Below are 11,456 nucleotides of genomic sequence, written 5' to 3'. Positions count from 1 at the left end.
GCGCGGTGTAGGGCGAGCAGGACTTGCCGGTGATGTCGGAGCTCGCCGCGTCCGTCACGATCATGATCTTCTCGTACTGCTTCGACAGCTCCATCACCGCCAGCGCGGTGGCCGAGGTCGGCAGGTCGATGATCATATCGACGCCCTCGGTCTCCCACCATTTGCGGGCGATGGTGGAGGCGACGTCGGGCTTGTTGAGCACGTCGGCCGAGACCATGTCGATCGACTTGCCGAACATCTGCCCGCCAAAGTCCTCGATCGCCATCTTGGTGGCCTCGACATTCCCCTGGCCTCCGATGTCGGAATACACCGAGGAGAAGTCGGAGAGCACGCCGATCTTGAGCGGGGTCTGCTGGGCGGACGACGCGTCGATGAGAAACGCAGATAGCAGCCCGGCCGCAAAGGCGGCGCGCGCGATCCGATACATGGCATTTCCCCCGATATTCTTAGTTGGTGCACCAGCCCAAATTTGCCCCGTTGAGGAGCAAATTCTTGCGTCATGACGCCAGCGTGCAGGCAATTTGACCCGGCCGACAGCGCCGACTACGCTTCGCGCAAATTGCAAATCTTGGGGAGTAGAAATGTCGAGCGACACCGCAGCCACCATCTCGAAGGCCCGCGAGCATTCCATCGGCGATCTCCTGCGCCGCTCAGCGGGGCGCGAGCCGGACAAGCTCGCCGTGAGCTGCGGCAGCGTGAGCTGGAGCTTTGCCGAGCTGGACGCGATCTGCAACCGGCTCGGCCGTGGCCTGCTCGGTCTTGGCGTGAAGAAGGGCGATCGCCTCGCCGTGCTCTCGCGCAACTCGCACGCGTTCGCGGCGCTGCGCTTCGCGGTGGCGCGGATCGGCGCGGTGCTGGTGCCGGTCAACTTCATGCTCAATCCGGACGAGATCAATTTCATCCTGAAGAGTTCCGGCGCAAAGCTGCTCGCGACCGGTCCTGATTTCGTCGAACCGGCGAAGGCCGCGAGCGCCAGGGACTGCGCGGTCGAGAAGCTGATCTGGCTGCCGGGCGAGGACCCCGCCACGGCGCCCGCGGGCCTCACCACCTTCGACGATCTGCTTCATGCCGACGGCTCGTTCCTGGAGGCGTCCGTCGACAGCCGCGACCTCGCGCAGATCGTCTACACCAGCGGCACGGAGTCGCTGCCCAAGGGCGCGATGCTGACCCATGAGGCCGTGATGTGGCAGTATGTCAGCTGCATCATCGACGGCGGCATGAGCGTGGACGACAAGTTCCTGCATGCACTGCCGCTCTATCACTGCGCCCAGCTCGACGTCTTCCTGGGGCCGCAGATCTATCTCGGCGCCTCCGGCGTGATCACCGGCAAGCCGACCGCCGACAACATTCTGGCGCTGATCCAGGCCCACAGGATCACCTCCTTCTTCGCGCCGCCGACGATCTGGATCGCGATGCTGCGCTCGCCGAATTTCGACAAGACCGATCTGTCGACGCTTCAAAAAGGCTATTACGGCGCCTCGATCATGCCGGTGGAAGTCTTGCTCGAACTTCAGCGCCGCCTGCCCGCCGTCAAATTCTGGAATTTCTACGGCCAGACCGAGATCGCGCCGCTCGCGACCGTGCTGCGCCCGGAGGACCAGCTGCGCAAGGCCGGCTCGGCCGGCAAGCCCGTGCTCAATGTCGAGACGCGCGTGGTCAACACGGCGATGGAGGACGTGAAAGTCGGTGAGGTCGGCGAGATCGTGCACCGCTCGCCGCATCTGCTGTCCGGCTATTACAATGACCCCGTCAAGACCGCGGCGGCGTTTTCCGGTGGCTGGTTTCACTCCGGCGATCTCGCCACAGTCGATGCCGAAGGCCACATCACCGTGGTCGACCGCGTCAAGGACATGATCAAGACCGGCGGCGAGAATGTCGCGAGCCGCGAGGTCGAGGAGATGGTCTACCGCATCCCCGCGGTCTCCGAGGTTGCCGTGGTCGGGCTGCCCGATCCGCGCTGGATCGAGGCGGTCACCGCGATTGTCGTGGTCAAGACCGGCGAGAAGCTGGACGAGAACGCCGTCATCGCGCATTGCGCCGGCCAGATGGCGCATTTCAAGGTGCCGAAGCGCGTCATCTTCGTCGACAGCCTGCCGAAGAATCCGAGCGGCAAGCTGCTCAAGCGCGAGCTGCGCCAGCGTTTCGTCGGCGGCGAGACGCTCGACAAGGCGATCCAGAAGAACTTTGGGACGTAGGTCGGGCGCCGTTTCGGCGGCGTCGCGGCGGCGTTTCCCTAGCCGGCGCCGCCGGCGAGCTTCCTGACGTCGTCGGGCGTCTGTCCGAAGCGGCGGCGAAACGCACGATGGAAGTAGGATACGTCGTGAAATCCCGCGAGATGTGCGATCTCGATGATCTTGCGCGTGCGCATGGCAGGATTTCGAAGCAGCCGCTCGGCACGCAGCAACCGCTGTTCCAGCACGAAGCCGCTATACGTGATCCCGGCCTGCTCGAACAGCAGCTGGATGGTGCGCGGGCTGACCCGGTGCGCGGCTGAAAGGACGGTGAGCGACAGCGCGGGATTGTCCAGCTGCGCCAGGATGTCGGATTTGAGGGTTTCGAAACGCGCCGCCGCAAGGCCGCGCATGCGCGCCTCCTCGGCGACATCGCCGCGCGCGCCGATCATCAGCACGGCGAGGTCGAACAAATGCTGCGAGACGGCGTCGAGCTCCGCGGGCGCGAGCTTGTCGGCATATGTATGGGCGAGGTCATAGTATCGCAGGAACATCGACGTGATCGGATTGGCGCCGGGGATCGATTGCGCGATCAGGTCCTCGGCGTTCGGGCACGCGCGCAGCAGYGCCTTGCGCGGCAGCAGCGCGGTCTGGAAATTGCCATGCGTGATCTGGGTGATGTGGGCGCCCTTGATCGAGGGGTCACCTATCGTGATGTCGCCGGCAGCGACCTCCAGCGGACGTTTTCCCATGGCCCCGCTCAACGCCGAATTCGGCGACGTCGTAATCACCAATTCGTCGTTCGTCCCCAACGACACGAAAGACATCGGGGTGCCGAATGAGGCCGAGAGTCTGAGGCGGGGAAGAATGGCCGGCGAGATGGCCCGGTGAACGCGCTCATCCCCGATCGGAACGAAATCGACGTTCGCCACCTGGCGGCAAAACTGCTCGCGCCATCTTTCATAGGCCAGGCCATTCGGGTCGCCATCGAACGAGAGTTGAGGCTGGATCATCGATCGAGAAGGAAGGTTCGTTGCGATGTGTTGCAGGTTGTATCTTCGCACCGATGCGCCGCAAGCGGCAAAAGCGCCCGATTGCGTGAAAAGCCACTCGCGATGACGCGTTAAGACCGCGACCAGGTGCCGCAGCCTTGCCCGAATTGCAAAAGCAGTTGGCGCCGTGACGTCCCCCCGGCGGCGAGCCTCGATACTTCTTCACCGCAGCCCCGAATGCCAGCCACAGCGCCATCGACGCGAGGCCGAAGCCGCCGGGCAGCCGGAAGGTCGGGCCGTAGCCAATCCACTCCGCGATCCGGCTGCCGAGCGCGAAACTGATCGTGATGTCCGGCCAATTGCGCCGGCCTAGACCAGAACGTAACCTGCGTTGACAAATTTGGTTTCTCCCCACTTGCGTCCGCGCGGCGATGTCACTTCACGCCGTCCCAGCCTCTTTCGGATCCTGGCCATGCCCCTCTGGACCTGCGAAACCTGCGGCGCGCAATTCCCGGACAGCGGACATCCGCCTGCCTCCTGTCCGATCTGCGAGGACGAACGGCAATTCGTGAACTGGAAGGGACAGACCTTCCTCACCCGCGAGGCTCTGGCGGAAAGCCATCGCCTGGTCTGGCGCGATGATCTCGGTCTCACCGGCCTTGCACTCGAGCCGAGCTTTGCCATCGGCCAGCGCGCCCTGCTGGTGCCGCTCGCGGAGGGCTGCGTGATGTGGGACTGCGTGCCGCTGGCGACGCCGGAGGCGATCGCGCATGTGCGCTCGCTCGGCGGGCTGAAAGCGATCGCGATCTCGCATCCGCATTATTTTGGCGCGCTTGCCGACTGGAGCGATGCCTTCGGCGGAATCCCGGTCTATCTGCACGCGGATGATCGCGAATGGGTGACGCGGCCGCATTCCGCGATCGTGCATTGGACCGGCGATGAGTATCGCATCTCGGACGAGGTGCTGCTGCTGCGCACCGGCGGTCACTTCGCCGGCGCCACCATGCTGCATTGGACGCGGGGCGCTGACGGCAAGGGCGCACTGCTCACCGGCGACATCGCACAGGTGACGATGGACCGCCGCTTCGTCAGCTTCATGTACTCCTATCCGAACTACATGCCGCTCAACGCGGCTGCGGTGCGGCGGATCGCGGCGGCGGTCGAGCCGCTTGCCTTCGACCGCATCTACGGCGCCTGGTGGGACCGCAACATCGCCACTGGGGCCAAGGCTGCGTTCGCGGCGTCGGTGGCGCGATATATCGCGGCTATCGCCTGAGGCGCCTGCTCGGTCGGAGATCGCGAAGTCGGGAAATGGCCGTCAGTTCGCAAATTTTACGAGATAACGGTAGGACGGAATTTCGGGGTTCGAGCCGAACATTTCGATGTCCATCTCGCTGGCGCCGCCGCGACGGATTCCAGTCACCACCCTTCTATCCGGCGTCCATAATCCTTGTCCTGTCGAGCGCTGCGCAAAGGAGATCCAGATCGCGGTCACGCTGAAAGGAGGTGAACTGCCGGGAAGCTGACCGCCGACAAACGTCAGTCGCTCGCGGTAATCCCATGTTCGCTTGGGACCTACGCCGTCCCGAGGCCGCACTGCGCCGTGAACACTTCCATTCACCCGCCCGGCAAACTCCTGCTCGGCCGCATCCGTAAATCCTGCCAGCAGATCCGATGTGATCATGGTCGAGGCAACCTGGGTCCTTTGGTGCGCTTGTGCTACCACGGTGGTGTCATCGCCTCGTCTCGTGAACTGTCGAGTAGCGTATCTTCGGTCAAGCGGACGATCGATCCAACTGTCTCCCTCCCGTCGCATTGTCACGGACGATATGCCATCCTCGGATTGCTTCTTGACCTGGATGCCTAGAAAGGATGTCTCTGCGTTTTCGGGCGAAACCACCGGCTGGTTGTTGAACACGAGATAGATTTGATCGTAGCGCGGCCTTACCTGCGCCATTGATCCATACTGCTCGTTCAGAACACAATAGCTTTCGGCGGCTCGCGCTCTCTCCTTGCTTGCGGCATTGACGGCAATTGCCAGCCTCCCTGCGTAAGCGGATGAAAAGAAGGTACGGTGGGCGACCCTCGTCGTGCCGCCCTGGCAATCTTGGGCCAGGGTTCGACCGAATCCCGCAACCCAGATTGTCAGCGCGACAAAGAAACCGGCGATGCATCTCCGGCGAATACTACGCACTGCGCGTCCCGCCCTGTCCGGTTTGGATGATGCCCATGTAGTCTTTGACCAGGTTGATGAACTGGCCGAAATAGAAGCCCAGGATGATTCCGCCCCAGTTGGACAGCTGATCCGGTATGTCCTTGCCGATAATCGCCAGTGTGATGACTGAACCAATGACTGCGACGGCAATGATTCCGGCAATCAAGCTGATGACGTTGATCATACGACCGATGGGCGCGGCCGAAAGTTCGATCCGACGCATCAAAAGCTTTTCCGCGGTTGTCGCCGGATCTTGCTGCGGAGTGGCCGGCGCCTGGGGCGTCGCACCTGCTGGGTCAACGTCTGTCAAGAGAGTCTATCCATAATCTTTCAAAAAATTGACATCGGTAGCGTAAGCAGTGGCAATGAAGGCGCGACACTGAAGAACGAATAGTCCTTCCGCGTGCCGCAGGAAATGATGCTACCTTAGCGTGAGACGATGTCTCGTCAAGACCCGGCCATTGTATTGAGGCTACTTCTTCTCATTCGCTGGGGTGCGGTCGCGGGCTGTTGCCCACGCCAATGATTGCTTTTGGACGAGCAGCGATTCCCTTGCCTTGACTTAATAACTGTACTTGCGGTACAGTTATTAAGCGTGGCGCAACGATGCGTCCGTAGGGGGCTCGGCACGATCGATGCATTGTCCAGACCGCGGCGCGTTCTGCCGCCGTGTGGGCGGGAGTTGGGCATGACGGCGCAACGCGACTACGAGATCTTCGAGGCGGGGGACGTTACGCTCCAGTCCGGCACTGTGTTTCCGGCCATGAAGCTCGCCTACAAGACCTACGGCGCACTGAGCGCGGCCAAGGACAACGTCATCCTCTACCCGACCTCGTTCAGCGCGCAGCATTATGACACCGAGTGGCTGATCCGGCCCGACGGTGTGCTCGATCCCGAACGCTATTTCATCATCATCCCGAATCTGTTCGGCAACGGCCTGTCGTCGTCACCGTCGAACTTCGCCGGCGCGTCGTTCCCGCAGGTGACCTATCACGACGCGATCGCGGTCCAGCACCGCCTGCTCGCCGAACGTTTCGGCATCGCGAAGCTCGCGCTGGTCTATGGCTGGTCGATGGGCGGCATGCAGGCCTATCACTGGGCGGCCCGCTATCCCGATATGGTGGAACGTGCCGCGGTGGTGTGCGGCAGCGCCCGCTGCGCGCCCTATAACTACGTCTTCCTCGAAGGCGTGAAGGCCGCGCTGACCGCCGACCCCGCCTTCCGCGACGGCCGTTTCGTCGACAAGCCCGTGGCTGGCTTCCGGGCGATGGGTCGCGTCTATGCCGGCTGGGCGATGTCGCACGGCTTCTACCGCGACGAGGTCTGGCGCGAAGCCGGCTTCAGCTCGCTGGAAGACTATCTCGTCCGCGGCTGGGACGCGACCTTTGCCCGGCGCGACGCCAACGACCTGCTGGTGCAGATCGACATCTGGCAGAACGGCGACATCAGCCGGTGCGCCGAGTTCTCCGGCGATGTCGACCGCGCGCTCGCCGCGATCAAGGCGCATATGCTGCTGATGCCCGGCGCGACTGATCGTTATTTCGATGTCCGCGACAACGAGGACGAGCTCGGCCGGCTGCTCAACGCGAAGTCCGCGGTGCTGCATCCGATCCCGTCGCTGCACGGCCATCGCGCCGGAAATCCCGTCAACAATCCGCGCGATCAGGCCTTCCTCAAGGCCGAGATCGCAGAACTCCTCAGCAAGTAGGGCAGGCATCCGATCATGAGCGACGCAACGATTTCAGAGCCCGGCCATCGCCTGAAGCCGCTGACGCCGGCGATGCTGCGTGAATTGTCGGTGCGCTCCAATCTCAGGGGGGCCGCGAAAAGCCTCAGCCATTACGGCCTGGTCGTGCTGGTCGGCGCGCTGGTCTGGAAGGTCTCTTCGGCCTGGGGGGTGTTATGGGCGCTGCCGCTGATGGCGGTGCAGGGCTATTTCGTCGCCTTCCTGTTCATGGCGCTGCACGAGACCGCGCACAAGACCGCGTTCAGGAGCCGTGGCCTCAACCTTGCGGTCGGCTATCCCTCGGGCTTCATCATCGGACAACCTTACGAATATTACTGCCTGTTTCACTGGGACCATCACCGCTACACCCAGGATCCGGACAAGGACCCGGAGCTGATCGTCGGCGTGAAGCCGAAATCCGATACGCAACTGGCGCTCGCCTATAGCGGCCTGCTTCAGGTCGCCGGCCGCCTCTGGCTGATGCTCGGCCACGCCGTGACCGGCAAGGTCACCGTGCCCTGGATTCCCGAAAACAAGCGCGCCACCATCGTGCGCGAGGCGCGCGCCTATGCTGCGCTCTATGCGCTGCTGCTCGCGCTCTCGCTGTGGTTCTCCTCGGCGCTGTTGCTCTGGGTCTGGATCGTGCCGCTTGTCATCGGGCAGTTCTTCCTGCGGCCCTATCTCTATGCCGAGCACACCGGCTGCGACCGCACCCGCAGCGCCTTCCAGAACACGCGCACCACCTACACCGCCGCGATCGTCAAATGGTTCGCGTGGAATATGCCCTACCATGTCGAGCATCACGCCTATCCCTCGATACCCTTCCACGCGCTGCCGAAGCTGAACGAGATCGTCGACGGCGAGATCGTCCATCGCGGCCGCGGCTACATCGCGACGACGCGTGAGACCTGGGCCTGGTTTCGCCGGCAGCGCCAGCCGCGTTGATCAAATGCGGTGCGGCGCGCAAAAACCCCGATCGCGGAGCGATCGGGGTTTTGTTGTGGACGCGCGATATCAGTAGATCCCGTAGGCGCAGACGTTCACGACGCGGACGCGCAGGCCGTGGCGGGTGCGGACGACGCGCTCCTGGTAGCAATTGTTGACGCCGGTGTTGACGTAGATGCCGCCAAAGCCCCAGCCGGGACCCCAATGGTGATGGAAGCCGTGGGCCGACGCGGCGGTGGGGGCGAGGGCGGCCGCGCCGAGCGAACCGGCGGCGATCAGACCAAGTGCAAGCTTACGAAACATCTTCATTCTCCAGTGTGGCGCGAGGCCGTTGTTGTGTCCCTGCATCTCGGTCGGGCCGAAGCGGGAATGCGTTCATGGCGGGGGCTGAGAATCGTGTTTCAGGATTGTTTCGTGGGCTGCGGCAAGGTGCGCCATGGTCAGGCCTTCCGCGCCGCCGGCGCCATGGCCTGCGACGATGCGCGATAGCGCGTGGCCATCGCCTGTGTCAGCTCCGCCATCTTCTCGCGCAGATCGGCCGGCTCCAGCACTTCGGCCTCGGGCCCGAGCCGCAGCAATTCGGCCGCGGCGTGCCACGACGTCTTGCCGGTCGGCACCCTGGCGATCCGCCAGCCGTCCGCGTCGGCGGTCTCTTCAAGCTGCGTGCGCGCCTTGACGTAAGGCTGGCTCAGCGCGTCCAGCAGTTTGACGCCGAATGGCGACAGCCGCACGATCGCGACATTGGGATGCATCTCGGCCTCGAGGCGCAGCGTTGCGGCCTGCCAATAGGCGGCGAGATCGAAATCGGCGGGACGATCGAAAGGGTCGTCGAGCACCGTGCAGTCGAGCACGCGCGCGGCGCGATAGGTCCGCACGCTGCCGTCGACCTGGCCCGCGAGATACCAGCTGCCGCCCTTCAGCACGAGGCCGAGCGGCGCGACGCGGCGCTGCTTCTCCGATCGCCAGCTCTGGTAGCGGATTTTGATCAGCGTTCCGCGTAATGTCGCGCCGCCAATGGCGCGCAGATGTTTTGGTTCTTCCGTCTCGCCGAACCAGCCCGGCGCGTCCAGATGGAAGCGCTCCTGCATCCGGCCGGCATCCCGGCGCAAATGAGCGGGCAGCGCCGCCATCAGCTTGTTCTGTGCGGCGATCATCGCCGCATCAAACCCAAGCGCCGCAGCCGGGCCGGGCAGTCCGGTCAGAAACAGCGCTTCCGCCTCGTTCTGCGACAATCCGTTCAGCCGCACGCGGTAGCCGTCGAGCAGGCGGTAGCCGCCCTCCGCGCCGCGGTCGGCATAAACAGGGACGCCGGACGCCGCGAGCGCGTCGATGTCGCGATAGATCGTGCGCACCGACACCTCGCAGGCCTCGGCCAATTCAGGCGCAGTGACCTGCCCCTTCGCCTGGAGGGTGGTGAGGATCGACAGCATCCGGCTCGCGCGCATGATCCTTTAAACCATACCTGACACAGGATGTCAGGTATGGTCCGCTACAAGCGCCATCGCCAGCCGGCCAGATGGAGACCTGCCATGACCGATCCGAACCGCATCACGCTGTATTATTCGCCGCAAAGCCGCGCCACCGGCACGCGGGTGCTGCTGGAGGAGCTGGGGGCGCCCTACGATCTCCATGTCCTCAACATGAAGGCGGGCGAGCAGCGCCGGCCCGCCTACCTCGCCATCAATCCGCTCGGCAAGGTGCCGGCGGTCCGCCACGGCGAGGCGCTCGTCACCGAGCAGGTCGCGATCACCATCTTTCTCGCCGATCTGTTTCCGCAGGCCGGCCTCACGCCGGCACTCAACGATCCGCGGCGTGGCCCTTACCTGCGCTGGATCGCCTATTACGGCGCGTCGTTCGAGCCGGCCCTGATCGACAAGTTCATGCAGCGCGAGCCCGCGCCGATCACGCAGTCGCCTTATGCCGACTATGATACCATGCTGGGTGCGCTCGAGGCGCAATTGTCCAAGGGACCCTATCTGCTTGGCGAGCGGATGACGGCCGCGGATATCTTGTGGGGTGTCGCGTTCAGCTGGACCATGATGTTCGGGATCGTGCCGAAGAAGGACGTGTTCGTCCGTTATGCCGAGCGGATGACGTCGCGGCCTGCGTTCCAGCGCATCAATGCGGCGGATGACGAGATGGCAGCCCGGCATGCGGCGGCCGTTGGTGGTTGAACGATCCGGGGTTGCAGATGACGATGCACACGACCAACTGCTTCAACACCTTCATCCGGGTTGCTGAAGACTGTCCCGCGCGTACCGGCGAGGAGCCGCCGCTCCGCGGGGGAAAGCCGACGGTGGCGTGCCTGCAATACGGGATGATCGCCAAGGCGCCCTACAAATACACGTCCGACGACGTGATCTTCGCGACGTCTGCGCCGGGACGCGAGCTCGATGTGAAGGCGACGAAGACGGAGAAGCGTGCGGCCCGCGAAGCGTTCTTCTCCCGGGGGCAGGCGTGCATAAGGGCGTCGAGCCTCGGCAAGCGCTTCGGCTGGGGCGTTCATGCCGACAGTGAGGGCCGGATCGCGATCTACGCCGTCGACAGCAAACGCTACCAGGCGCTCGTCCGCGATCCCGAGCTCACGCAGGTGCGCGCGATGCGGTCGAAGCGGGCGTGATCAGAATTTTGGCGCTCGCTTCTCCGCGAACGCCTTGATGCCTTCCTTGATCTCGTCGCCGCGCATGCTGTCGCGGTGGCGCTGGTCGGCGGCTTGTTCGTCCAATTCGCCGCGGGCGAATTCGTTGATCGCGCGCTTCATGCCGCGCATCGCCTTCGGCGCGTTGCCGGCGAGAATGTTGGCAAGCCTGTCGACTTCCTCGTCGAGCGTTTCCTCCGGCACCATGGCGGTGAGGTAGCCGATCCGCAGCATTTCCGGCGCGCTGATCTTCTGTGCCGTGAGAAACAGCTTCTTGGCGTTGTCGACGCCGAGCCGCGTCACGTAGCGCTTGATGCCGCTCCTGTAGTAGTGCAGCCCGAGCCGCGCCGCCGGCATGAACATCTCGGCGGTGTCGACGCCGATGCGGAAATCGCAGGCGAGCGCGAGGTCGGTCGAGCCGCCATAGACGCCGCCGTTGAGCCGGCAGATCGTCGGCACGCCGAGATCCTCCAGCCGGTTCACCACCACCTCGAAGGCCGAGCCCGCGCTTTGCTGCTCGCTGGCGCTGACCGCGCGCTCGGCGACCGAATTGAGGTCGTAGCCGGCCGAGAACGCCCGCCCCGTGCCGGTCAGCACCAGCACGCGGAGCGCCGGATCGGCCTCGACCCGGTCGAACAGTTTGACGAGCTCGCCGAGATCCTCGGCCTGGAGCCGGTTGAGGTGCTTGGGCCGGTTGAGGCGGATGGTGGCGCGCGCGCCGCTGATTTCGAGCACGGGGCTGCTAGCCGCGTCGGCTGTATCCGACATT

14 protein-coding genes are annotated in these 11,456 nt (G+C 64.2%); 7 read left to right on the top strand and 7 right to left on the bottom strand.

Translation table 11 applies throughout. From position 1 onward, the window contains the following. On the bottom strand, positions 1–427 hold a 427-nt coding region (locus tag ACXJMY_RS34065; protein WP_456623734.1), incomplete at its 3' end, for an ABC transporter substrate-binding protein. A gap of 154 nt (positions 428–581) precedes the next feature. Between ACXJMY_RS34065 and ACXJMY_RS34060 the strand changes: the two genes are divergently transcribed. Next, positions 582–2,195 carry an acyl-CoA synthetase gene (locus tag ACXJMY_RS34060; RefSeq protein WP_456623733.1) on the top strand — a complete coding sequence of 538 codons (1,614 nt, stop codon included), beginning with the start codon at positions 582–584 and terminating at the stop codon, positions 2,193–2,195. A gap of 38 nt (positions 2,196–2,233) precedes the next feature. Here ACXJMY_RS34060 and ACXJMY_RS34055 read toward each other — a convergent pair whose 3' ends face one another. After that, positions 2,234–2,923, bottom strand: coding sequence for a helix-turn-helix transcriptional regulator (locus ACXJMY_RS34055; protein ID WP_456623732.1), 690 nt, complete (start codon positions 2,921–2,923; stop codon positions 2,234–2,236). Between ACXJMY_RS34055 and ACXJMY_RS34050 the strand changes: the two genes are divergently transcribed. Together ACXJMY_RS34050 and ACXJMY_RS34045 are read left to right on the top strand one after the other, a co-directional pair. Next, complete coding sequence (locus tag ACXJMY_RS34050) at positions 2,922–3,062, top strand: hypothetical protein (RefSeq protein WP_456623731.1); 141 nt, start codon at positions 2,922–2,924, stop codon at positions 3,060–3,062. The two genes, ACXJMY_RS34055 and ACXJMY_RS34050, sit on opposite strands and share 2 nt — an antisense overlap. Positions 3,063–3,635: 573 nt before the next feature. After that, positions 3,636–4,439 (top strand): MBL fold metallo-hydrolase, encoded by an 804-nt coding sequence (locus tag ACXJMY_RS34045; RefSeq protein WP_456623730.1) that lies wholly within the window; start codon positions 3,636–3,638, stop codon positions 4,437–4,439. 42 nt (positions 4,440–4,481) lie between these two features. Here ACXJMY_RS34045 and ACXJMY_RS34040 read toward each other — a convergent pair whose 3' ends face one another. Both ACXJMY_RS34040 and ACXJMY_RS34035 read right to left on the bottom strand, forming a co-directional pair. Next, positions 4,482–5,357: a hypothetical protein gene (locus ACXJMY_RS34040; RefSeq protein ID WP_456623729.1), complete on the bottom strand. Its 876-nt coding sequence runs from the start codon at positions 5,355–5,357 to the stop codon at positions 4,482–4,484. Further along, a complete protein-coding gene (locus ACXJMY_RS34035) occupies positions 5,350–5,688 on the bottom strand; it encodes a hypothetical protein (RefSeq protein ID WP_456623728.1) in 339 nt (112 codons plus the stop codon). The genes ACXJMY_RS34040 and ACXJMY_RS34035 overlap by 8 nt, the downstream gene beginning before the upstream one ends. A 378-nt stretch (positions 5,689–6,066) precedes the next feature. Here ACXJMY_RS34035 and ACXJMY_RS34030 point away from each other — a divergent pair, with 378 nt between their 5' ends. Both ACXJMY_RS34030 and ACXJMY_RS34025 read left to right on the top strand, forming a co-directional pair. Then, on the top strand, positions 6,067–7,086 hold the full coding sequence (locus ACXJMY_RS34030; RefSeq protein ID WP_456623727.1) for an alpha/beta fold hydrolase: 1,020 nt from the start codon (positions 6,067–6,069) through the stop codon (positions 7,084–7,086). 15 nt (positions 7,087–7,101) lie between these two features. Beyond that, on the top strand, positions 7,102–8,049 hold the full coding sequence (locus ACXJMY_RS34025) for a fatty acid desaturase (protein ID WP_456623726.1): 948 nt from the start codon (positions 7,102–7,104) through the stop codon (positions 8,047–8,049). Positions 8,050–8,118: 69 nt separating this feature from the next. Here the strand turns inward: ACXJMY_RS34025 and ACXJMY_RS34020 are convergent, their stop codons facing one another. Beyond that, positions 8,119–8,352: a hypothetical protein gene (locus ACXJMY_RS34020; RefSeq protein ID WP_456623725.1), complete on the bottom strand. Its 234-nt coding sequence runs from the start codon at positions 8,350–8,352 to the stop codon at positions 8,119–8,121. 137 nt (positions 8,353–8,489) lie between these two features. Then, a complete protein-coding gene (locus tag ACXJMY_RS34015) occupies positions 8,490–9,494 on the bottom strand; it encodes a helix-turn-helix transcriptional regulator (protein WP_456623724.1) in 1,005 nt (334 codons plus the stop codon). An 84-nt stretch (positions 9,495–9,578) separates the two neighbouring features. Here ACXJMY_RS34015 and ACXJMY_RS34010 point away from each other — a divergent pair, with 84 nt between their 5' ends. Together ACXJMY_RS34010 and ACXJMY_RS34005 are read left to right on the top strand one after the other, a co-directional pair. Continuing rightward, positions 9,579–10,223 (top strand): glutathione S-transferase family protein, encoded by a 645-nt coding sequence (locus ACXJMY_RS34010; RefSeq protein ID WP_456623723.1) that lies wholly within the window; start codon positions 9,579–9,581, stop codon positions 10,221–10,223. A 17-nt stretch (positions 10,224–10,240) separates the two neighbouring features. Beyond that, positions 10,241–10,669, top strand: coding sequence for a DUF6157 family protein (locus ACXJMY_RS34005; RefSeq protein WP_456623722.1), 429 nt, complete (start codon positions 10,241–10,243; stop codon positions 10,667–10,669). On the opposite strand, the gene ACXJMY_RS34000 is transcribed toward ACXJMY_RS34005, so the two are convergent. Beyond that, positions 10,670–11,455, bottom strand: coding sequence for an enoyl-CoA hydratase/isomerase family protein (locus ACXJMY_RS34000; protein WP_456623721.1), 786 nt, complete (start codon positions 11,453–11,455; stop codon positions 10,670–10,672). It lies immediately after the preceding gene. Position 11,456 lies beyond the last annotated feature (1 nt).

This window comes from Bradyrhizobium sp. P5_C12 (assembly GCF_054049735.1).
This window is presented reverse-complemented; position numbering and strand designations above follow the sequence as displayed.

What these genes read in the sequence shown, in the direction of transcription:
- ACXJMY_RS34060 (WP_456623733.1), top strand. Translation starts at nt 582, where the DNA reads ATGTCGAGCGACACCGCAGCCACCATCTCGAAGGCCCGCGAGCATTCC.
- ACXJMY_RS34050 (WP_456623731.1), top strand. Translation starts at nt 2,922, where the DNA reads ATGGCCCCGCTCAACGCCGAATTCGGCGACGTCGTAATCACCAATTCG.
- ACXJMY_RS34045 (WP_456623730.1), top strand. Translation starts at nt 3,636, where the DNA reads ATGCCCCTCTGGACCTGCGAAACCTGCGGCGCGCAATTCCCGGACAGC.
- ACXJMY_RS34030 (WP_456623727.1), top strand. Translation starts at nt 6,067, where the DNA reads ATGACGGCGCAACGCGACTACGAGATCTTCGAGGCGGGGGACGTTACG.
- ACXJMY_RS34025 (WP_456623726.1), top strand. Translation starts at nt 7,102, where the DNA reads ATGAGCGACGCAACGATTTCAGAGCCCGGCCATCGCCTGAAGCCGCTG.
- ACXJMY_RS34020 (WP_456623725.1), bottom strand. Translation starts at nt 8,352, where the DNA reads ATGTTTCGTAAGCTTGCACTTGGTCTGATCGCCGCCGGTTCGCTCGGC.
- ACXJMY_RS34015 (WP_456623724.1), bottom strand. Translation starts at nt 9,494, where the DNA reads ATGCGCGCGAGCCGGATGCTGTCGATCCTCACCACCCTCCAGGCGAAG.
- ACXJMY_RS34010 (WP_456623723.1), top strand. Translation starts at nt 9,579, where the DNA reads ATGACCGATCCGAACCGCATCACGCTGTATTATTCGCCGCAAAGCCGC.
- ACXJMY_RS34005 (WP_456623722.1), top strand. Translation starts at nt 10,241, where the DNA reads ATGACGATGCACACGACCAACTGCTTCAACACCTTCATCCGGGTTGCT.
- ACXJMY_RS34000 (WP_456623721.1), bottom strand. Translation starts at nt 11,455, where the DNA reads ATGTCGGATACAGCCGACGCGGCTAGCAGCCCCGTGCTCGAAATCAGC.